Origin of the sequence: Fictibacillus sp. FJAT-27399, assembly GCF_001510655.1 — a bacterium.
In the GTDB taxonomy this organism is placed as follows: Bacteria; Bacillota; Bacilli; order Bacillales; family Fictibacillaceae; genus Fictibacillus_C; species Fictibacillus_C marinisediminis.
On record NZ_LMVC01000002.1, the window covers coordinates 417903 to 439572 of the forward strand.

The 21670-nt window shown below is 42.6% G+C and carries 24 protein-coding genes; 18 read left to right on the plus strand and 6 right to left on the minus strand.

The window, feature by feature from the left end:
• Positions 1-7: 7 nt before the first annotated feature.
• On the minus strand, positions 8-1264 hold the full coding sequence (locus AR335_RS07205) for an NAD(P)/FAD-dependent oxidoreductase (RefSeq protein ID WP_062233675.1): 1257 nt from the start codon (positions 1262-1264) through the stop codon (positions 8-10).
• 163 nt (positions 1265-1427) lie between these two features.
• Here AR335_RS07205 and AR335_RS07210 point away from each other — a divergent pair, with 163 nt between their 5' ends.
• Positions 1428-3056, plus strand: coding sequence for a putative polysaccharide biosynthesis protein (locus AR335_RS07210; RefSeq protein ID WP_062233678.1), 1629 nt, complete (start codon positions 1428-1430; stop codon positions 3054-3056).
• A gap of 34 nt (positions 3057-3090) precedes the next feature.
• On the opposite strand, the gene AR335_RS07215 is transcribed toward AR335_RS07210, so the two are convergent.
• On the minus strand, positions 3091-3516 hold the full coding sequence (locus AR335_RS07215) for a DUF6884 domain-containing protein (protein WP_062233681.1): 426 nt from the start codon (positions 3514-3516) through the stop codon (positions 3091-3093).
• 113 nt (positions 3517-3629) lie between these two features.
• Here AR335_RS07215 and AR335_RS07220 point away from each other — a divergent pair, with 113 nt between their 5' ends.
• Positions 3630-4349: a pseudouridine synthase gene (locus tag AR335_RS07220; RefSeq protein WP_062233684.1), complete on the plus strand. Its 720-nt coding sequence runs from the start codon at positions 3630-3632 to the stop codon at positions 4347-4349.
• Between the two features lie 42 nt (positions 4350-4391).
• Positions 4392-5039, plus strand: a complete 648-nt coding sequence (locus AR335_RS07225; RefSeq protein WP_062233687.1) for a PRC-barrel domain-containing protein — start codon at positions 4392-4394, stop codon at positions 5037-5039.
• A gap of 129 nt (positions 5040-5168) precedes the next feature.
• On the opposite strand, the gene AR335_RS23015 is transcribed toward AR335_RS07225, so the two are convergent.
• On the minus strand, positions 5169-5387 hold the full coding sequence (locus AR335_RS23015; RefSeq protein ID WP_082316176.1) for a DeoR family transcriptional regulator: 219 nt from the start codon (positions 5385-5387) through the stop codon (positions 5169-5171).
• Positions 5388-5854: 467 nt separating this feature from the next.
• On the opposite strand from AR335_RS23015, the gene pepV reads away from it, so the two are divergent.
• Together pepV and AR335_RS07235 are read left to right on the plus strand one after the other, a co-directional pair.
• Positions 5855-7255, plus strand: coding sequence for a dipeptidase PepV (pepV, locus tag AR335_RS07230; RefSeq protein WP_062233690.1), 1401 nt, complete (start codon positions 5855-5857; stop codon positions 7253-7255).
• A 53-nt stretch (positions 7256-7308) separates the two neighbouring features.
• Positions 7309-8487, plus strand: coding sequence for an MFS transporter (locus tag AR335_RS07235; RefSeq protein WP_062233694.1), 1179 nt, complete (start codon positions 7309-7311; stop codon positions 8485-8487).
• A 50-nt stretch (positions 8488-8537) separates the two neighbouring features.
• Here AR335_RS07235 and cysK read toward each other — a convergent pair whose 3' ends face one another.
• On the minus strand, positions 8538-9473 hold the full coding sequence (gene cysK / locus AR335_RS07240; protein ID WP_062233697.1) for a cysteine synthase A: 936 nt from the start codon (positions 9471-9473) through the stop codon (positions 8538-8540).
• A 150-nt stretch (positions 9474-9623) separates the two neighbouring features.
• On the opposite strand from cysK, the gene thpR reads away from it, so the two are divergent.
• The 7 genes from thpR (at position 9624) to AR335_RS07275 (ending at position 16322) form a co-directional block, all read left to right on the plus strand.
• Complete coding sequence (thpR, locus tag AR335_RS07245; protein ID WP_062233700.1) at positions 9624-10199, plus strand: RNA 2',3'-cyclic phosphodiesterase; 576 nt, start codon at positions 9624-9626, stop codon at positions 10197-10199.
• Entirely contained in the window at positions 10196-10573 is a 378-nt protein-coding gene (locus AR335_RS07250; RefSeq protein ID WP_156418892.1) for a CidA/LrgA family protein, read from the plus strand. The genes thpR and AR335_RS07250 overlap by 4 nt, the downstream gene beginning before the upstream one ends.
• The gene (locus AR335_RS07255) at positions 10560-11243 is read left to right on the plus strand and encodes an LrgB family protein (protein WP_062233703.1); all 684 of its coding nucleotides are present in this window, start codon (positions 10560-10562) and stop codon (positions 11241-11243) included. The genes AR335_RS07250 and AR335_RS07255 overlap by 14 nt, the downstream gene beginning before the upstream one ends.
• A gap of 36 nt (positions 11244-11279) precedes the next feature.
• A complete protein-coding gene (locus AR335_RS07260) occupies positions 11280-12026 on the plus strand; it encodes a hypothetical protein (RefSeq protein ID WP_062233707.1) in 747 nt (248 codons plus the stop codon).
• A 54-nt stretch (positions 12027-12080) separates the two neighbouring features.
• A complete protein-coding gene (locus tag AR335_RS07265; protein ID WP_062233710.1) occupies positions 12081-13016 on the plus strand; it encodes a diacylglycerol/lipid kinase family protein in 936 nt (311 codons plus the stop codon).
• 198 nt (positions 13017-13214) lie between these two features.
• Positions 13215-15386 carry a type I pullulanase gene (gene pulA, locus AR335_RS07270; RefSeq protein ID WP_062233713.1) on the plus strand — a complete coding sequence of 724 codons (2172 nt, stop codon included), beginning with the start codon at positions 13215-13217 and terminating at the stop codon, positions 15384-15386.
• Positions 15387-15527: 141 nt separating this feature from the next.
• Positions 15528-16322, plus strand: a complete 795-nt coding sequence (locus AR335_RS07275) for a phosphotransferase family protein (RefSeq protein ID WP_062236941.1) — start codon at positions 15528-15530, stop codon at positions 16320-16322.
• A 48-nt stretch (positions 16323-16370) separates the two neighbouring features.
• Here the strand turns inward: AR335_RS07275 and AR335_RS07280 are convergent, their stop codons facing one another.
• Positions 16371-16655: a YtzH-like family protein gene (locus tag AR335_RS07280; RefSeq protein ID WP_053357516.1), complete on the minus strand. Its 285-nt coding sequence runs from the start codon at positions 16653-16655 to the stop codon at positions 16371-16373.
• A 201-nt stretch (positions 16656-16856) separates the two neighbouring features.
• Between AR335_RS07280 and trmB the strand changes: the two genes are divergently transcribed.
• From trmB to AR335_RS07295, 3 genes are all read left to right on the plus strand, one after another.
• On the plus strand, positions 16857-17510 hold the full coding sequence (gene trmB / locus AR335_RS07285; RefSeq protein ID WP_062233716.1) for a tRNA (guanosine(46)-N7)-methyltransferase TrmB: 654 nt from the start codon (positions 16857-16859) through the stop codon (positions 17508-17510).
• A 107-nt stretch (positions 17511-17617) separates the two neighbouring features.
• Positions 17618-18451, plus strand: coding sequence for a YtnP family quorum-quenching lactonase (locus tag AR335_RS07290; protein WP_062233719.1), 834 nt, complete (start codon positions 17618-17620; stop codon positions 18449-18451).
• 121 nt (positions 18452-18572) lie between these two features.
• Positions 18573-19115: a hypothetical protein gene (locus AR335_RS07295; protein WP_156418893.1), complete on the plus strand. Its 543-nt coding sequence runs from the start codon at positions 18573-18575 to the stop codon at positions 19113-19115.
• Positions 19116-19151: 36 nt separating this feature from the next.
• On the opposite strand, the gene AR335_RS07300 is transcribed toward AR335_RS07295, so the two are convergent.
• Positions 19152-19481: a PepSY domain-containing protein gene (locus AR335_RS07300; protein ID WP_053357520.1), complete on the minus strand. Its 330-nt coding sequence runs from the start codon at positions 19479-19481 to the stop codon at positions 19152-19154.
• A gap of 243 nt (positions 19482-19724) precedes the next feature.
• Between AR335_RS07300 and queD the strand changes: the two genes are divergently transcribed.
• Genes queD through queC form a run of 3 tightly spaced genes read left to right on the plus strand, consistent with a single transcriptional unit; the run spans position 19725 to position 21595 of the window.
• Positions 19725-20207: a 6-carboxytetrahydropterin synthase QueD gene (gene queD / locus AR335_RS07305; RefSeq protein WP_062233725.1), complete on the plus strand. Its 483-nt coding sequence runs from the start codon at positions 19725-19727 to the stop codon at positions 20205-20207.
• The gene (locus AR335_RS07310; RefSeq protein WP_062233728.1) at positions 20191-20922 is read left to right on the plus strand and encodes a 7-carboxy-7-deazaguanine synthase QueE; all 732 of its coding nucleotides are present in this window, start codon (positions 20191-20193) and stop codon (positions 20920-20922) included. The genes queD and AR335_RS07310 overlap by 17 nt, the downstream gene beginning before the upstream one ends.
• Before the next feature lies 1 nt (position 20923).
• Positions 20924-21595, plus strand: a complete 672-nt coding sequence (gene queC, locus AR335_RS07315) for a 7-cyano-7-deazaguanine synthase QueC (RefSeq protein WP_062233731.1) — start codon at positions 20924-20926, stop codon at positions 21593-21595.
• Positions 21596-21670: the final 75 nt, after the last annotated feature.

A 21670-nucleotide genomic window follows, 5' to 3' on the forward strand; every position in this document is an offset into this window, starting at 1 on the left:
CCTTTTCTTAATGTGTTGCAGCATTCGTACCTGCCAAATGTCCGGTAACGAAGGCAACCGTTATGTTATAGCCACCGGTATAGCCATGCAGATCTAAAACTTCTCCGCAGAAATAAAGTCCTTCTTTCTTCTTTGAGGCCATGCTCTTTGGTTCAATTTCCTTGATGGAAACACCGCCGCCTGTTACGAACGCTTTCTCGATGGAAAGTGTGCCGTTCACTTCAAATGAAAACCGTTTAAGCATTGAGACGAACTGGCGCAGGCTTTGTTTGTTAAGGTGTTCACTCGTCACATCAAGCGATATGTTCGCTTTCTCCAATAAGAACAGCAAATATCGTTCTGGCAGAAAGCCTTTCAGAACATTTTTTATCGCTTTTTTCGGATCTTCTTTTAAGAGGCTATTTACGGATTGAAACAGTTCTTCTTCTTTTTGATCCGGAAAAGAATCAATGGACATCGTTATCGATTTGGTTTCAAACTTTTTCAGTGCTTTTACAACATACTGGCTTGATCGCAGGGCAGCAGGTCCGGAAATTCCGAAATGTGTGAAGATCATGTCCCCTCTATGAGATTTGATCAGCTTTCCCTTCGGATTCCAAACGGAAAGGTCTGCCTGGCGGAGAGAAATACCCTGCAGTGTTTTGGATTTAACAAAAGGTTCGGAAGAGGTGATCGGAACTTCTGTAGGATACAGTTCTGTAATGGTGTGCCCTGCTTTTTTTGCCCAGGCATAGCCGTCTCCTGTTGACCCGGTATGAGGGACCGATTTTCCTCCGACTGCAATAATGACAGCTTTCGCAGGAATGACGGTACCGTTTTTTAGAACAACTTCTTTTACATGATCGTCTGTGTAATTGACGGTATCTACTGGGGTGTTTGTCCAGATTTTTACGTTCAGTGATTCAATTTTCTTTAAAAGGGCAGCCACAACATCGCCGGCCTTGTTGCTGACAGGGAACATCCTCCCGTTGTCTTCTTCTTTCAGAGCGATACCAAGCCCTTCAAAAAAAGAGATGATGTCTTCATTGTTAAAGATTGAAAACGCACTGTATAAAAAACGCCCGTTGCCGGGGATATGTTTAATAATTTCATCAATCGGGAGCCGATTCGTTACATTGCACCGGCCTCCTCCTGAAATAGCAAGCTTTCTGCCAAGCTTGTCTCCTTTATCAATGAGCAGCACGCGGCTGCCCTTTGATGCTGCAGCGACCGAGGCCATCAAACCGGAAGGGCCTCCTCCAATAACCACTACATCATATTTCATGTATGCACCTGCTTCCTTTTATTACAACCAAAAAGATACCATAAATTTTGTGAAATGAAAAACTCTGTCTCGGCAGAGTGCTTATGTTACAATACTAATGTTGTTCAAGAAGATTAAATTAAAGTATGCTTATTTGCAGCACTAAATAGTAGGAGATGGATTCATGTCTCGGTTATTGCGAGGAACGTTAATTTTAACTGCAGCAACATTCTTTTCAAAATTTATCGGATTGATTTATATTGTTCCGTTTAATGCTCTTGTTGGAACAAAAGGTCTTGCACTATACGGATACGCTTATAATCCTTACACGATTCTTCTAAGTATCGCAACGATGGGCGTACCGCTGGCCGTTTCAAAGTTCGTATCAAAATATAACGCTCTCGGCGATTACGCCACAGGCCGGAAGCTGCTGAAATCTGGATTGTTCATCATGACGTTGACCGGCTTTGCCGCATTCCTTGTGCTTTATTTCATCGCTCCCGTGTTATCGTCAAACATCCTTGGAAAACATGGCGGAAACGGAAATACTGTAGATGATATTACCTTTGTTATTCGGATGGTAAGTACTGCTCTGATCTTTGTTCCTTCCATGAGCCTGATCAGAGGTTATTTTCAAGGATTTCAATCCATGGGTCCAACAGCAGTTTCCCAAGTGGTTGAACAGGTTATACGAATATTATTTATTCTTATTGCGAGCTACGTTGTCATCCATGTGCTGAACGGCACCTTGACCACTGCGGTAGGCCTTGCCACTTTTGCAGCGACGGTAGGGGCAGTGGGAGGACTGCTTGTTCTCCTTTGGTACTGGAACAGACGGCGTCCTTATTTGAAAAAAATGTACGAACAGTCCACTGTGGATTCGGGGGTTTCCCTGCCAGCAATCTATCGCGAGATTGTTTCGTATGCGGTGCCTTTTGTAGCCGTTGGACTTGCAATCCCGCTCTATAAAATTATTGATCAGTTTACGATTGTTAACACACTGCAGCGGACGGGCTACAGCCAGCCAAAGGCAGAAGATGTATTTGCGATGGTCACACAGACATCACATCAGCTTGTTATGATTCCGGTGTCCCTTGCGACGGCATTTGCTCTAACCCTTATCCCCATCATCACAAAGTCTTATACAGAAGGGGATTATGACGCGTTAAACAAGCAGATCACACAATCTTTTCAGATCACTTTGTTTTTAACAGTGCCAGCAGCAGTCGGTTTATCGGTCCTTTCTTATCCAGCCTATGGAACGCTCTTTACACTCAACGACATCAAGCTGGGCGGCGAGCTTCTGCGCTGGTATTCTCTATCGGGAATATGGTTTGCGATGTTTACGGTTACCGCGGCGATCATGCAGGGTTTAAACCGGCAAAAATACGCGCTGTTCAGTCTTTTAGTCGGCATCTTGTTTAAGCTGACCCTAAACATTCCTCTCATTTATTTATGGAAAGGCGTCGGCTCAATAATTGCAACCAACATCGGGTACACGGTTTCCATTTTAATCAATCTGTATGTGATTAAGAAATATGGAGAATTCTCGTTCAAGTGGGTATTCCGCCGCGCCATCCTGATCATTGCTTTCGGTTTGGCTATGGCAGCCGCTGTTTATGTCATCAAAGCTCCGATTGAAAGTTCATTTCATGGGGTTTATACGAAGACCAGAGGCATTGCCGTTCTGGCAGCTGGCATTCTCTTAGGAGGGCTCGTTTATTTCGCCCTATCCTACAAATCTGGTTTGATACAGATTGTATTGGGACAGCGGTTCAGTTTCCTGAAAAGAAAAAAACAGAAAGCAACGTAAAAAGAAGGTCCTTTATGGGCCTTCTTTTCTGGCATTAATCCTTTTGTTCATCGTACCATTTCAGCTGATTGCCGATACTATAGCCTTCGAGTGGCACTTCAAACTGGAAACCGGCCTTAGCCAGCTCTGGCTGAAGATGTTCTCTGTAAACCCAGCCTCCATGCAAATAAACGGTGCATTCTTCCGGTTTTTCATGATTTAGCAGCTCTTTTACGACTTTCCGCGCCCAATCGTGCTTTTCCTTGGGGGAAAAATTCTTAATCGAAACATTATAGGGCTCGATCCACTGATCCTGAGTAAGAAACCCTTCTTTTGCGCTGTAAAAATAAAATGCGTCATAATTCTGCTTTGCAAAATGAACAGATTTTAAGAACAAAGGACTTATGTATAAATCTATAGCTGCTGCGGGATGGTTCAGTTTCTTTCTGGCAGTCGCCAGCAGGCCGATTTTCCGTTTCATCTAACAATCTCCTCCTATAGTACTAAAATACCCGCGTTTACTAATTATAAAGCAAAATTTTGTAAATTTATAGGAAAATATACTTATAAAAAGAAATGAGGTCCAATAAAAAAATGCGAATTGATAAATTATTAGCCAATATGGGATTCGGAACCAGAAAAGAAGTGAAACAGCTTCTGAAGAAAGGTGCTGTCTTCGTGGACGGAGTACCTGTGAAAGACAGCAAGACAAAAGTGAATCCTGAAATGCAGAAGGTAACTGTACACGGAGAAGAAGTGGTCTTTAAAGATACCATTTACCTCATGATGAATAAACCGCCTGGGGTAATATCGGCAACGGAGGATCATGTACAGGAGACGGTCATCGATCTTCTGGAAGAGCAGGATCAGATTCTTTCACCTTTTCCTGTCGGCCGCCTGGATAAAGATACAGAAGGTCTCCTCATACTAACGAATGACGGACAATTGTCCCATTCGCTTTTATCCCCTAAAAAGCATGTACCTAAAACCTATTATGCGAAAATTAAAGGAGTTGTAACACAGGAAGATGTGGATGCGTTCAATGATGGAGTTACTCTTGAAGATGGATACAAGACCAACCCTGGAGTTCTTTCCATCCTCCATTCAGGAGAGGTGTCAGAAATTGAGCTTATCATTACAGAAGGGAAATTTCATCAGGTGAAAAGAATGTTTGAAGCGGTCGGGAAAAAAGTCACCTATTTAAAGCGCATTCAAATGGGAGGACTAAAGCTCGATGAGAAGCTGAAGCTCGGAGAATACAGAGAACTGACAGCAGAAGAACTGGAACGTTTATCGGAGAGAGAGGTTTTTTAAAAGGTAATTTCGGGTAATAGCTAAAAAAAGGAGGAATGTTTTATGCTATTAAAAGCTAACGATTTACTCGGAAAAAAAGTAAAGCACGCAGAAACAAAGGAAGATAACATTGACTTAAATGGCATTCTTCTGAATAAATATGATTTTTCGCTCTGTTACCTGTCGTTTGAGGAAACAGTTCCTGCCGATCCCGGAAATGAAGAATCTTTTGATCCTATTGATAAAAATGTGCTGAACATGCAAGCAGCAACGAGCGGCATCGGTTCACAAAGCACGCCGCTGAGCGGTACAGGCTATCCGGTCGCTGCAAGGTCTTATTATAAAGAAACGTATTATATTCCATTGCACGATATCATTTCACTTGATGACGACATTGTCTACCAAGGTAACGAACGTCAAATCGAAGAGCCTGAAGAGTGCATGGCCTCCTCCATATTTGATGGGTGGACAGTTGAAACCATTGACGGAGAAAAAATCGGCAAGATTAAAGATGTCATCCTGGATACCATTTCAAAAAAAGCAGTTGCCCTTGAGATCGCTGAGGGGTTTTGGTCAAAACTTTTAGGTGAAGGCAACAAATACATGCCGATCGCAGGCCAACCAAACTGGGTGGAAGAGAAGTGGGTCGTTGAGCCGGAGCTCAAAGACCACTTGGTGAATGATAAGGATGACATTAAGCCGCTTTTTTAAAGAATAGCAAACAAAAACCCCCTTTCCATGTGGATGGGGGTTATCTCATTAGAAAAGCACTTCACAAGAGGTGATGTCTAGCTGCAGCGCCCTCGAGGACTTAAACGGGGCGCTTTTTGCTTTTCCTAGTTAAGATACTTTTACTTTTTTAGAAGTTGTTTGCCACAAGCCTCTGCTCGGGCTGGTGACCAGGTTGTTATAAGCCAATACATTTAGATCCCTCTGGATAGTGCGCTGCGTAGTCCCAAATTCTTCAACCAATTCTCGTGTTGTAACAGTCCCTTTCCTTTTTATAAAAAGATACATGGATTTTACACGGTTCAACATACGGTTAGTTGAAGGACTCAAAAAACCACTCCCTATACAGTATTGTCGTTCATAATAAATTATAGTAAAAGATCATTAATTTATTATGATAAAATGTTTAAATTTTCATTAAATATGAGATTAAAATAAAAAGCGAAGACTCCACAATCCGGTTCTTCGCTGCTTGGCCATGATTTCATATCATGATTTCTCTCTCTATTTCTCAGGTGATTGGCGGCTTCGCAGCATGTAATGACCGCTTGTTTAATAAACAAAACAAAGCATTCATCGTTTACGTTTTAACAACCACACCTCCTATTTACGCGATATTATACTTTATTTCAGAAAAAAAAGCAAATGAGCAGTCTTTATATCGTCATTATTCTGTGTTTTTTTACCTTTTTGGTAATATAAGCTAAAATAAAGAGTGGTTTTTCGTTTGAACGAGTACCTAGTAGTACTGAAACATGAGATGGTACATAAGAATTGAATGGAGAAAGGTGAGCAGTATGAAAAATGTAAATTGGAAAGAAGAAATCGAAAAAAGGAAGGAAAATCTGCTTAAGGATACACAGGGCCTGCTGCAGATCAGGAGTGTGCTGGATGAAGATAAAGTCACTGCTAAAGCTCCATTTGGGCCTGGGATTGAAATGGCCTTGGATTACATGCTTGAACTGGGCAATGCACAGGGTATGCAGACTAAAAATGTTGACGGCTTTGCCGGACATATTGAAATAGGAGAAGGACAAGAATTAATCGGAATTCTCGGCCATCTTGATGTTGTTCCCGACGGTGATGGATGGACGGTGGATCCGTTCGGAGGAGAGATTAAGGATGGTAAGATCTTTGCCAGGGGTGCCATTGATGATAAAGGTCCAACGATGGCTGCTTTTTACGGGATGAAGATGATAAAGGAACTTGGCCTGCCTTTATCCAAGCGAGTCAGGCTGATTCTTGGAACGGATGAGGAAAGCCTATGGCGCTGTGTGGATCATTACTTTAAGCATGAAGAAATGCCTTCATCCGGGTTTGCGCCGGATGCCGATTTTCCAATTATCCATGCCGAGAAAGGGATGCTTAACATTGATTTAAAGCAGGGAGCTGCCGCCGATAATCGCCAGCATCCTAATGTGCTTGAATCCTTTTCTTCTGGACGCAGGCTCAATATGGTGCCAGATCAGGCGGAAGCGGTGATATCAGGAAGTGAAGAGCTTGAAGAAAGCTTTCAACAATTTTTAAAAAGCCGCAATTTAACCGGTTCCTCCTCCAAAAATGATGTTGGCCTAACTCTAACTCTAATCGGGAAGTCTGCGCACGGAAGTACGCCTGAATTCGGTGTGAATGCGGGAGTCTTGCTTGCTTCATTTTTATCTGGAGCAGATCTTGATGAACAGGGAAAAGCCTACATTGGTTTTGTTAAGGATAATCTTGGAAGCATTTCAGGTGAAGAGCTTGGAATTAAGGCAGAGGATGATGTTAGCGGAATTTTAACGTTAAATCCAGGGGTGTTTGATTACAGCCGGGAAGCCGGAGGGACCATCGGTCTGAATATCAGGTATCCTGTCAAGCATTCAGGAGAAACGGTATTGAATACACTTCAAAAACTGGTGGATGTAAAAGGTTTTTCCCTAGAGGTGACAAAGCATACGAAGCCTCATTTTGTAGATGAAAATCATGAGTTGGTTCAGACATTAAAAAAGGTGTATGAAGAACAAACGGGCCAGCCTGGTAATCCTATCGCTATCGGAGGCGGGACATACGCACGATCATTAGAAGCGGGTGTGGCGTTTGGGGCATTATTTCCTGGGAGGGAAGATGTTGCTCACCAAAAAGATGAATACATGTTCCTGGACGATTTATTCAGTGCTGCAGCCATTTATGCACAGGCTATTTATGAATTGGCCAGATAATCTGTGTCCATACGTTTGATTGAGAGAAAAGGGATTGGGGAGAAGGGACAAAAGTGGTTAGTCAGAAAAGAACTTCTTTAAGCCAGAAAGGTTTTTATTTATTTACTTTCTTTGCCTTTGGCAGCTTGTTTCCTTTGCTCGGTGTTTACTTTAAGGAAGAGGCCGGGCTTTCGGGAACTGAGATCGGTACGTTAATGTCATTGAGCCCTATAGTGATGATTTTTGCGCAGCCGATGTGGGGAATCATTACAGATTATACGAAAAAGCCGAAGCATGTACTCGCTGTATCGCTTCTTCTTACGGGATTAATCGGCTATGCCGTGCTGTTTATTGGCACGTACGGTTGGCTGTTCATCATACTGATCCTGCTGGCGTTATTTCAAAGTGCGATCGTACCGATATCAGACAGTATTCTTTTGAATTACGTAAACCAGACTAAGCAGGAGTACGGGAATTACCGGCTGTTTGGGGCGATTGGTTTTGCAGTAGCTGTATTCATTATGGGAAAGTTATCGGAGATGTCGGGCATTTCCATCATCTTTTATTCGTTCGCTCTAAGCTTGCTTCTTTGTTTGCTGCTGATTAGAAGCATGCCGAGAGAAGGTGAGTTGCTGAAAGTGGATTTGCTTTCCGGCCTTTCTGCGTTGATTAGAATGCCGAAGTATATGGTGTTTTTAATAACCACATTTCTTATTTTTGGTCCTATCTTTGCGAACAATTTTTATTTCAGCTTTTATATCCAGGGAATTGGCGGAACCCTGACTGGAGTAGGTATCGCATTCCTGCTTGCGGCCGGCAGTGAAGCGCCATTCATGAAACTGTCGGGCATCGCACTGAGAAAGTATGGTGTTATCCAAATCATGATGTTTGCGGCAGCGGTTTCTGGTTTAAGATGGACCTTTTATTTCTTTCAGCCGTCAATCACTGTTGTGCTCTTAACGACTGTTGTCCAGGGCTTTTCCGTCGGTTTGTTTATTCCGGCGGCAATGGAATACATCCGGGAGAATACTCCCTCTGATGTGCGGGCTACAGCGGTTTCCTTATATACTGCTGTAGGTAATGGACTCGGTTCATGGTTCTGTACGTTTTTGGGAGGCATTATCTTTGATAAGTATTCAATCTTTTGCACCTATCTTTTCTTCGGTATTCTTTCTTTTGCAGGCCTCTTTATGATTGGAATATTATTGCGGCTGCAGTCCAAAGATAAGCTTGGACTCAGTTCTGGTGTATAAAAAGACGGCTCATGATCCCACATGTGGACCTTGAGCCGTCTTTTTTCTTTTTATTCGAATTGGAACAGATCAGTGGATAGATAACGCTCTCCAGAATCACAGGTGATACAGACAACAACGTCATCCTTGGAAAGCTTTTTGGCGGTTTGAACGGCACCATAGACTGCTGCCCCGGACGATGGGCCAACGAGGATACCTTCTTCTGCAGCGAGTCTTCTGACGGTCGTATAAGCCGGTTCATCCTCTACATTTATGATTTCGTCATAGACGTTCTGATTTAAGATTGACGGTATAAAACCAGGGCTGGTTCCTACCAGCTTATGTTTGCCTGGTTTGCCTCCTGATAAAACAGGAGAACCCGCCGGCTCTACCACATGCACTGTCATGTCGGGGAAAGCTGCTTTTAGTGTTTCGCCAGTCCCGGTAATGGTACCTCCCGTGCCGGCAGGAGCAACGAAGGCGCTCAACGGCTTTTTCAGCTCTTGCATCGCTTCAATGATTTCAACGGCAGTGGTTGTGCGGTGGGCATCTGGATTCGCAGCGTTTTCGAACTGCATTGGCATAAAACTGTTTTCAGGGTTTTCGGCCAGCAGTTCTCTTGCCTTATTGATGGCCCCAGGCATCTTTTCGTCTCCTGGTGTGAGCACGACTTCTGCACCATAAGCTTTGAGAAGATTGATTCTCTCGGCCGTCATTGTATCTGGCATAACGATCACTGTCTTGTACCCTCGGGCTGCCGCGTTCATCGCCAGACCGATTCCCGTGTTTCCGGATGTCGGTTCAATAATCGTATCCCCAGGTTTTAATTGACCTGATTTTTCCGCTTCAATGACCATGTTATAGGCAGCCCTGTCCTTTAGGCTCCGGCTTGGATTATAATATTCGAGTTTCACATAGATGGAGGCCCCGTCTGGGTCAGGTATATGATTCAATCGGACAAGAGGAGTATCTCCAATTAATTCGGCTATGTTTTGAACAACTTTCATGATGATTTGCACATCCCTGTCTTTAACTAATTACAAAAAGTATAACAAATCCAACTTTTAAAATAAAACATGAAAGCTTTTGGATGGTTGTACGGTGATGCTTTTTGGTAAGATAGGAATAATTCCTTTTTAAAGGAGATGAAAGAATGTATGAATAGACATATTTTTGCTGCCGTTCCAATTCCTTCTCATGTAAAACGCACGATTGGTGAATTATCCGAAGTGCTCAAAGAAAAGCTACCTTTTAAACAATGGGTTCATCAAGAGGATCTGCATCTGACGCTGGCTTTTCTTGGACAAACCAGTCAAAATCAGCTTATCAATCTAAAAGAATCGTTTCATATGAATATTCATGATCTTCCATCTTTTTCTCTTACGGTATCAAGAGCAGGATTTTTCGGCAAGCTGGGCCAGCCCCGTATATTCTGGCTCGGAGTAGAAAAAGAGGCGGGCCTTTTTACTTTGCAGAGAACGGTACACGGCCTTTGCCAGAAAGCGGGCTTTCCGGTAGAAACCAGGCCGTATTCTCCCCATATTACTATTGCTAAGAGGTGGGAGGACGCTGAAGCCTCCATTAATAGCGTTTTTGATGAAAACATGATCAATCCGGTTGCCGGGCTGACGTTTGAAGTTCGCTCCATTGTGCTTTACGAAACTCACCTGGATAAAGTGCCTAAGTATAATGTCATCGAAGAGTTTAATCTTAAAGGAGAGGACGAACATTGAAAGCCTTTGTGATTGTATTTCAGATTGGTGTTTTGTATTTGTTTCATATGCTAGGTGTTTGGATATCAGAAAGTTTGCATTTATTCATTCCAGGAAGTGTTGTCGGAATGATTTTATTGTTTATAGCCCTCTGTACAGGGAAATTTAAAAGCACCTGGGTGAGCTCGGGTGCGCAATTTATGCTAGCCTATCTGCCGCTGTTCTTTATCCCTGTCACTGTAGGAATCATGAACTATCCAACCCTTTTTTCCGTGAAAGGACTGCTGCTCATTGCCGCAACGGCGGTATCTACGTTATTAGTTGTAGCTGCCACAGGCTGGTCGAGTGAACGTCTCATGTCAAAGAAGGAGTCTGTCAGCAATGTTCTGGACTAGTCTTATTTTTATTCTCATAACTGTGCTCCTTTTTATCGCTATGAAAAAGGTATATGAAAAATGGAACTCGCCTTTTCTTATCCCTGTTCTGACAACGACGTTTGTCATGATCCTGCTACTTCTTTTCACTCATATTCCATATGAGAAGTATATGGCAGGAGGAAAATGGATTGAAGAGCTGCTCGGACCCGGTGTGGTAGCTCTCGCTTATCCTCTGTATTTATACAGAGAAAGTTTAAAACGCCACCTTGTATCCATAATTGTAGGCGTATTTACAGGTACCCTTGTAGGTGTTCTTACTGTTTTTCTCTTTGCCAGTGCGATTGGAACGAACAAAAGGATCATCCTCTCCATGCTTCCGAAATCTGTAACCACACCAGTCGCGATGGAAATTGCCCGATTAACCCATGGCTCACCTGCGCTTGCTTCTGTTTTTGTGATAATTGCCGGAATTTCCGGTGCTGTTTTTGCGCCAAGGTGGTTCAACTGGCTGAGGCTGAAGACTCCCCTGGCCAGGGGATTAGGAATTGGAACGTCATCCCATGCGATCGGCACATCCAAAGCGATGGAGTTCGGTGAAGAAACAGCGGCATACAGCTCAGTGGCAATGGGATTGAGCTGCATTATTGCTTCCGTTCTCGTGCCGCTTTTTGCGGCATGGTTTTTATAGAATCACCTTAATATAAAAAGGAGAGGGAGATGGCATTTGGCTCAGCTCGTAAAACTTGAAGACTATGTGTCTCGGTATGAATTAAATCTTTATCACTACCAGAGCCGATTTGTTGCGCTAAAAAAAAGGCGGGCTGAAGAAGGGAAGAATCAAAGGACTTCCATTTCAAGAAAGATTTTTACCTCCCAGCTTAAGTGGGCAAGCTCGACGGTTAAAGAATTCTCAAATTTGGACCCATGCTATTTGAACGACGAACAGCTGCAATTTTTAACTACTAAAATTCCGGATAGCTATTTTTTATTTTACAAACCAGCTATCCTGCATAAAGAGGCACCGGTAGAATTGGAAGTCATTCTGGCTGGGCCGGGGGCGATCTGGTGTATCGTGCTGCTGGAGGGGAAAGATGCCATTTATCAGGAGGACACAAAACACTTTTGGAAGCGTACTGATGATGGACAGAAGAGTAAAAAGGTAGTCAATCCTTTTATCGCACTGGAAAGAATGGATTTTGTGCTTAAGCCTTATCTGGAGCCCTACAAAGACAGGCTGCAGTTGAAAAAAGCAGTTTTATGCCAGAACGGTTATGTCGATATCCCGCCGAAGTGGATTGATGTCCAGGTGGTCGATAAGCGTACCTTTGGATCTTGGTATACCAGAGTGGCTGGTGATCCAAGCCCGCCGAAGAGCCACCAATTAAAATTCATCGATGCCCTGCTAAAGGCTTCTGTCACCAACTCCCTTCTGCAGCCGGAATGGGAAGGAAACAGCAGATTAGAGGAGTAATGACGGTCTATGTCGAATTCTATCTTATTCATATTTAAAGGATAAGGACTGCAAATGAAACTCTATTTATTTATTATTCATGCAAACAATAAAAAGGCTCAAAAAACCTGGAAGGCCGTAAAAAAGATTCTTTCAGCCGAGGATGTTCCTTACCGCTCCTACTATACGGAGAGTGAGGGTCATGCGCTTGAAATTGCCAAAAAGATCTCCTACATTAATCGGGATCAGATCGAAGCTATCATTACTGTAGGCGGGGATGGGACCATCCATGAAGTAATCAACGGACTGAAGGATATGCCTGAAGTACCGGTCGGCTTTCTCCCAGGCGGATCTGGCAATGACATTATTCGGGGGTTGGGGTTCAATAAGAAAAAGAGTCTGGCCTATATTTTAAAAAGAAGCCTTTTAAATAAACAGAACCCTAATAAAGTCATTGACGCTGGGGTTCTCAGCTTTCCAGGCAATAAAAGACGAAATGAATTATTCGTGAGTACAGCCGGAATCGGGTTTGACGGGGAAGTGACCAAGCTGACCAATCGATCATGGTACAAGAAATGGTTCCAGCGCTTCGGTGCAGGAAACTTTGCCTATACCGTAAGCATGTTCCGTCTTCTTTTTTCCTATACACCGGTGGATGCTGCCGTTACTGTGGATGGCTGCGAGCACCAGTTTTCATCGGTTTGGCTGATCGCTGCCGGCAATATGCCCTATTACGGGGGCGGAATGAAAATATGCCCTTCTGCAAGACCGGATGATGGCCTGCTTGAGCTGTGTATTGTCCACGGCCTGCACCCATTAAAGCTGCTATTTCTTTTTGTTACCGTATTCTCGGGTAACCATAAGGAGCTGGATGGTGTAACCATTCTCGAAGGAAGACGGATCTCCATAGCAAGTAAAGAGCCGTTAACGGTTCAGGCGGATGGAGAATTGCTCGGCACAACACCTGTTGAATGTTCCGTCATTCCCTCTGCACTGTCTATAAAAGTTTAATTTCGCGGGAAAGTTGAGCAAAGTGAATTCTGTTTTTCTATCATTTGGATAAAATAAGAAGAGTGTATCGTCTGATAGGCTCGTCGGGTTTTTTTGGACAAAAAAACCCGACGAGCCTGTTATACATAGACTGTAATGAACGGTGAATACTGCGTGATTCTCGGAAAGCATTGGTTATTTAGGGGGTGGATCGGCATTTTGAACAATCATAAACGTGTTGCGGAAGCAGAACAGATCGAAGCCTATCTTGATACATTTACAATGGTCACACTCGTCATTTTTACCGAAGTGCCGAGGGAGGCCTATTTTTACGTAACAGACCTTGAAAGGGTTTACCCATTAAAAAAGATTTCTGAACAGCGGTTGGAGGACCGGCTGCTTTTTCATATGGTGCTTGATCAGAAAATTCCTATCCAACGGGATTATTGGGTTGTGTACCCTAACGGAGGAAGAATCCCGTTAAAGACGGGGGCGGTTGTAAGAACAAAAGAGTTTGATGAAGTCTTCGCGTATGAAAAAAGTGATCTTGGCACTTTGTATACCTCTGAAAAAACCAGTTTTAAAGTCTGGGCGCCGACCGCTTCTTCTGTTCGGCTGAAGCTGTTTACGAGTGTGAGTACAGCCTTTGAACACCCGATGAGATTGGGAGATAGAGGGGTATGGGAAACGGAGATAGCAGGTGATCACCATTTAAATGAATATTGTTACCTTGTCAGAGTAAATCATGCGGTCAATGAAGCTGTGGACCCCTATGCGAAAGCCGTGACGATCAATGGAAAAAGGGGAGTTGTGATCGACTTAAGCAAGACCGATCCTGTGGGCTGGGATACTGCTCTTACCCCTCCTCCCATCAAAAAGACAGACAGTATCATATATGAAGTCCATGTCAGGGATTTTTCTATTCATCCGTTAAGCGGCATGCAGCATAAAGGTAAATTCCTTGCGTTTACAGAAACAGGCACTGCAGGTCCTGGCCATTCTGTTACAGGAATCGATCACTTGAAAAAGCTGGGTGTTACGCATGTCCAGCTTTTGCCCGTCAATGATTACGGAAGTATTGATGAAACAAAGGCAGATACGGAGTACAACTGGGGTTATGATCCGCTCCATTTCAATGTGCCTGAAGGCTCTTATGCGACCGATCCCGCAGATCCGATTTCAAGAATCAAGGAATTTAAAGCACTGATTTCATCTATGCACGTAAATGGTCTTCGTGTCATTATGGATGTTGTTTATAACCATGTTTTTATCAGGGAGACATCTGATTTTGAAAAGATTGTGCCTGGCTATTACTTTAGGTTTGATTATGGAGGGAATCCTGTCAATGGAACAGGCGTAGGAAATGATACAGCCTCAGAACGATATATGATGAGGAAATTCATGATGGATTCAGTGATGTTTTGGACGAAAGAATATAAAGTAGATGGTTTCCGGTTTGATTTAATGGGTATTCATGATATCAAAACGATGAACGAAATTTACAGGGAACTTGCGGAAGTAAATCCTGCTGTTTTTATTTTAGGAGAAGGCTGGAAGATGAATACGTGGCTGGATGAAGACCAAAAGGCATGTATTGATTCTGCAGTTAAGATGCCGGGAATCTCATTCTTTAATGATCGTTTCCGTGACCATGTTAAAGGGAATATCTTTCATGACGCACATGAAGGATTCATTAATGGGGACGCCTCCCAAATTGCAGGGATGTATGAAAATGCATCCGGAAATTCGGGAGAGCAAGGGTTGTTCATAACACCAGGCCAAAGCATTAATTATATTGAATGCCATGATAACCACACGTTATGGGACCGGCTTCGTGCGCTGCATCCCTATGAAGAAGAGACAGTCCTGCGAAAACGGCATTTGCTCGGTACAGCACTTGCTATCTTTTCACAGGGAGTTCCATTCATTCATGCAGGCCAAGAGTTTTTCAGAACAAAGCAAGGAGACGGCAACAGCTATAAATCGGGTGATATTATCAACAGGCTTGATTGGGAACGGAAAGCAAAATATGAAGCAGACGTACAATATGTGGCTGAACTCATTCAAATTAGAAAGAAGCATCCCGCCTTCCGAATCGATCAACCTGAGGTAATTGCCGACTGCTTATCTCTTCTTCAATACCTGCCTGATGGATTGTTCGGGTACATGATCAAGAACATAGGCGAGCTGGATTCATGGAAGCATATTATCCTTTTATACAACGGCCATCAGAGCGAGAAGGTTTACCAGCTGCCGTTTCCAGGCCAATGGACAGTTACGGCAGAGGCAATGGAAGTGAAAGAGGATGGGCTGTATAAAACAGATGCCGAGACGCTCATCATTCCGCCCCTTGGATTTACAATGGCCGTTCAGTATAGCGAAAAATTTTAACGAAACATAAATATCTACGATTTTTCTTCAGGCTGTGTTAAAATAATGTATTCATAGAGGTTTTAATTTTAAACAAAGTGTATGTTAACCGATATAAAAGAGGACATAATAATTTTCCGCATGAGATTGAAGGTGAACGTTTTGGAACACATACTAGGCAAAGGCTGGAAGATTATGCCGGCTGGTGGGGCAACAGGAGAAGCATATCAAGCTAAATATGAAGATCAGACTCTTTTTCTAAAGCGCAATTCGTCACCTTTTCTCGCGGTACTTTCTGCGGAAGGAATTGTTCCGAAATTATTATGGACAAAAAGATTGGGCAACGGAGATGTAATTACGGCACAAAAGTGGCTGAACGGAAGGGAATTAAAAGCATCTGAAATGCTGAATGATGGCGTGGGGAGACTTTTAGGCAGAATACATAAGTCTTCTGAACTTCTTGATATGTTAAAACGCTTGGGTAAACAGCCGCTCACTCCTGATCTGATTATTGATGATATTGAAACAAATATCCAGGCAGAACAGGTATGTCCTCCAAAAATAAAGGAGGCTGTCCGTTATTTAAAATTGCAAAAAAACGTCATCCAGCATGACGATAAAGTCGTCTGCCATTGTGACGTTAATCATAATAACTGGCTGCTGAGTGAAACCAACGAGTTATATCTTATAGACTGGGACGGTGCGATGATTGCTGATCCCGCTCTTGATCTTGGTATGCTTCTATACTGGTATATTCCTCGTGAAAATTGGTCTAAATGGCTGTCCACCTATGGAGTCGAACTAACCGTGGACCTTCAGCGGAGAATGCATTGGTATATTATCGCACAAACCATTTTGTCGGTATTTTGGCACAGTGAGAGAAAACAGGAAGCTGAAAAAGAATACTGGTACAATTTTTTAAAGCAAGTCTTGCAGGAAAGCTATTATATAAATTAAAAAGTTCGACAATTTTCATTTATTGCCCGGGTAATCCTTGTTAATTTGCTATGAAGTTTGAAATGGTTGAATGGTATTCAGCCAATTTTCGATATGGGGCTTATGATTTGTTATATGTTCTTCAAGGTTCTCATGAGTTGAACCATCGTGACTGTACGTGTTAATGAGACCCAAGACATCCTTGATTTCATTATTTACACTCCCATCCTGCATCAGCCGGGTAGCCAGGCGCTCCAGTTGGGCGCATTCCTGAGGCGTGCCCTTGCAATCGGTGTGATGATCTTGAAGAATATCTCTTAACAGTGTCAGTTGATGGGTATAATCAAGCGGCATATATCTTCACGTCCTTCTTTTAAACTGTTGATGAAATTCAGTAATCATAGGGTATGGAATACGGAAGAATTTATCCGCGACGTAAGCTGCGGGTTCTTTTTTTTTGAATGTAGGCTTTATTGAAGCCTTTTTCTGAACAGCGTTTCATGTTAAAATGTCGAAGGTGTTAAATGGTATTTGATGTTAGAAAGGGAGATCAGTATGCGTCAGCGTTTTAAACCATGGGCAAAAGAAAAGCTAAATGAGTATCCAGAGGTTGTTGCCCCGAATCCTGCTGATTTAAAAGGCAAATGGCACGAATATTTTGGGAACGATCATCCGATTCATATTGAAGTAGGAACGGGTAAAGGAAGTTTTGTTACAGGAATGGGAAAGGCTCATCCGGATATCAACTATATCGGCATGGAAATTTACGATAGCATCATTGTCTCTGGATTAGAAAAAATTGTTACGGAAGAGATCGACAACGTTAAACTGATCAGAGAAAATGCCCAAAAGCTGACTGATTTTTTTGAGCAGGGTGAAGTGGACAGAGTATATCTTAACTTTTCGGATCCCTGGCCGAAAAACAAGCATGAAAAGCGCCGTCTAACGTACGAATCGTTCCTTTTCATTTTCGAAACCATCCTTAAAGACGAAGGAGAAATTCATTTTAAAACCGATAACCAAGGATTATTTGAGTATTCTCTCCATAGTTTCTCAAAATATGGCATGATTCTAAAACAAGTGTGGCTTGATTTGCATAAAAGTGATTATGAAGGTAATATCATGACGGAATACGAAGAGAAATTTTCTTCCAAAGGCTACAGGATCTATCGGACTGAAGCGCAATTCCGTTCAAAAAACCCGGGATAACTCCCGGTTTTTTTTATGTTCCAGACATTCAGCAGGTAGCTTGCATTAAAAAAAGTATGGTACACTGAATTCAGATTATTTTTAAAGTTGCAAAGGAGAGTCTCACAATGGATCATTGGAAGGTAGGCAAGTTAACGTTAACTTGGCTGGATGGCGGAGTAACCCATATGGATGGGGGAGCCATGTTTGGAGTGGTTCCAAAACCGCTATGGAGTAAAAAGTATGCTGTGAATGAGCTGAATCAGATTGAATTACGAACAGAACCGATTTTGCTGCAGGGATTCGGAAAGAATATTCTCATTGAATCAGGAATAGGCAGCGGGAAGTTAAGTGACAAACAAAAACGGAACTATGGCGTTCATGAAGAATCTGTGATTGAAGAAAGTCTTGAAGCCTTGGGCATGTCAGCGGGGGATATTGATATTGTTTTGATGACACACATGCACTTTGATCATGCCTCCGGATTAACGAAAATGGCAGACGGCGAACTAAAGCCTGTTTTTGAAAACGCTGTCATCTATACCTCTGAAACCGAATGGAAGGAACTGAAGGATCCGAATATCCGTTCAAGTAATACATATTGGGAAGAAAATTGGAGGCCAATCGAGCATCAGGTGACAACGTTTAATGAATCATTTGAGCCTCTGCCTGGAATCAGGATGATTCATACCGGAGGCCATAGTGACGGCCACAGCATTATTGAAATACAGACAGAAGGAACCGTGCTCTATCATCTGGGTGATATCATGCCGACCCATGCGCATAAAAATCCGCTTTGGGTGCTTGCTTATGATGATTATCCGATGACTTCGATTTATGAAAAACAAAAATGGATCAAGTCAGATACGTGGTACTTTTTTTACCATGATGCGGTGTACAGAGCAGTCAAATGGGATGATCAAGGAAAACTGATCGAGGGCATTGCTCGCCCAAATGATTAAGTTGTCAAAAATCCGTCACATTATTTCCAAATTCAAGTGGGCAAATAAAAAGGAAAAATATGATATGATGGAAGAGATTAGAACTGGAATTGGAATTGTACTGAAAGCAAGGAGGATTATAATGAAAAGGAAGATTATTGCACTATTATCCGTTTTTACTCTTGTTTTTTCCTTTGCCTCTATCGCTTCTGCAGCTGGAGCGACAGCAGACAATGAAATGAAAGCAGCCATTGAAAAAGGCCTGAAAGAAAAGCACTATGATTACAAGAAAGACAGTATTGAGATTACAGATCTTAAGACTGTTCCGAACAATGATCCAAAGCTTGATACTTCTGAGATCGTCGTAGGCATGGGTTCCTACAAGACACTTAGAGATAACATTTTTTATTTCAAGCACAAAGATATTGTCTTTTACAATGCGAAAGACAATAAGATGCTGACAGAGCAGGAAGTGGCAAAAGCCGGTCCAGAACTGCAGCAGTTCAAAAAAACACATGAGGATCAAGTAGGCACGAAGATGGATTTTGTTGTGATCATACTGCTTCTCTCCCTTGTCTTGCTTGTACCGCTATACCTCCTTACCATATGGGAGAAAGGCCAGTACCTAACAACTAAATTTAAAATTAAAAACAACTTGTACAATCATATGAAAAACTTTAACTAAAAAAGGCGCCGCAGTGTTTGCGGCGCTTTTTTGTGTCTATACCATTACTTTAGCTTTTTCACCGTGTTTAGAGATATCAAGGAGCGTTCCGGTTTTGGCATCAATCATGAAATCAAATTGAGTGAGGGTGGAGTTGAGTGTGCTGGAAAGGCCTCCTTTGTATACTGTAAACGGCAGCCCGAAGCGCTTTACTTCTTCAGGATGTACGCTGATCCATGAACCTGTAACCATAAATTCGTCCTTGGTCTGGCTCTTTACCAGTTTTAATGCTTTTTCAGGAGTCAGGTTCTGAGGTGCTCGCTTTGCTGCTACATATCCTGCTGCGAAGCCTGCGACTCCGGCAAGAATCCATTTGCTTGCTTTCATTTTCAGCATCTCCTTTTCTTATGTAAGCTTTTCCCCATCCAGTATAACAGAAAGCTTTAGTTTTTCTGACTTTTTTGCTATTCTTAAAGGGCAGTCAATGAATGAGGGTTCGAAATTCCCACCCCTCGCTAAAAAAAACTAGGGAGCGTGGAAACTTATAAAATCTTTCACTCTCTCCCGATACGTCTGTTTGTATGGGGATTTTTTTATTGGTTATCCATGTTCTTGGAAGGATGAAAATATATGGAGTTTGAAATTCCAAAAAAGGTTCAAAAAATAGATGAGGATATTGAGCGAAGCAAGCTGAAGTATCATCATAAACGGGTAGCTGTAACGAAAGAATTCACATTTGACGCCGCCCACCACCTTCACTGTTATGAAGGGAAATGCAAGAATCTGCATGGGCATACGTATAAGCTGGTGCTAACGATTAGCGGATTCGTTGACCCTGTAGGAATCTCAATGGATTTTGGGGACATTAAGAAAATTTATAAAGAGGCGATCGAGAGCAGGCTTGATCATCGTTATTTAAATGAAGTGCTGCCGCCGATGAACACAACGGCTGAAAATATGATCGTTTGGATCTGGGAAGAGTTTGATAAAAAATTAACGGAATATCGTTGGAAAGATAAAGGATTCCGATTGGAAGAGATCGTTTTATATGAAACCCCCACGAGCTATGCGACCTTAAAAAGGGAGTGGATGGAACATGACGAATCACTTTAACTTACCATCCTCAGATGTCTACTCCCAGTGGAAAGTCCCGATGGTAGAGATCTTCGAGACTATTGAAGGCGAAGGAATGGCCGCAGGCTTTCCAACCATTTTTGTACGTGTATTTCATTGTAACTTACGCTGCACATGGTGTGATACTCCTTATAGCTATGCGCCAGCCAAGCCGGAATTTGAGGCAACGATTGAAGAAATCATTCAGAGAATCAATTCTTTTGCATCAAAACGGATCTGCTTTACGGGCGGGGAGCCGCTGATCCACAGAGAAAAATCGGCTGCGCTCTTAAAAGCGATGGCGGAAATTGAAAGAATTGAAGATATTCATATAGAGACCAATGGTGCTATTGCTCTTGAAGCGTTTCAGTTATTAAGGGAGAGCGACCCATTAATTAAAAACAAAGCAAGGTTTGTAATGGATTATAAACTGCCGGCTTCTGAAGAGATGGATCGCATGGTTCATGAGAATTTCGATCATTTGGAACCGCAGGACGAAATTAAATTTGTAATCGGCAGTGATGAAGATTTTGAACTTGCTGCATCTGTAGTCAATCAACATCACAAACAAGGACAGGTATTGTTCAGTCCGGTCTGGGAAACAATGCCGCCTGAAAAGCTTGTAAACAAAGTCCTTGAAGAGCGCATGTCAGATATCAAAGTCAGTATGCAGCTCCATAAAATCATTTGGCATCCGGATAAGAGAGGGGTATAAGATGAAAAAAGCGGTTATTGTTTTAAGCGGTGGATTGGACAGTACAACTTGTATGGGGATTGCGGCAAATGAAGGGTATGAGCTGTATCCGCTAACCTTCCATTATGGTCAGAGGCATAGCCGTGAGGTGCTTCAGGCAAAAAAGGTAGCCCAACATTATAACGTGAATGAACACCGTATTGTGGACATCGCGTTTCTGAATCAGATCGGCGGCAGTGCATTGACAGATTCCTCGATTGATGTGCCGACTGAAAAGGATGACAAGGAAGAAATTCCATCAACGTATGTACCGGCCCGAAATATGATTTTTCTTTCACTGGCGAGTGCTTATGCGGAAGTGATTGGTGCTGAATCTGTTTATATCGGTGTGTCAGCAGTTGATTACAGCGGATATCCAGATTGCCGTCCTGAATTCATTAAAAGCATGAATGAAACCATCAACCTGGCAACAAAAGCAGGAACAACCGGTGAAAAGATTTCAATCTGTGCACCTCTTATGCATTTAACGAAAAAAGAGACTATCGAAAAGGGTCTTGAACTGGAAGTCCCGTACCGTCTGACGACCTCTTGTTATAACGGAGAAGAAGAAGCGTGCGGAGAATGTGACAGCTGCCAGCTGCGTTTAAAAGGATTTGAAGAAGCAGGCGCCGCTGATCCGATTCCTTATAAATAATTATTTGAACAACCACCCCTATTGCTGCATTGGAAAATTATTGTTTCCAGCGTTACAATAGGGATATACATATAC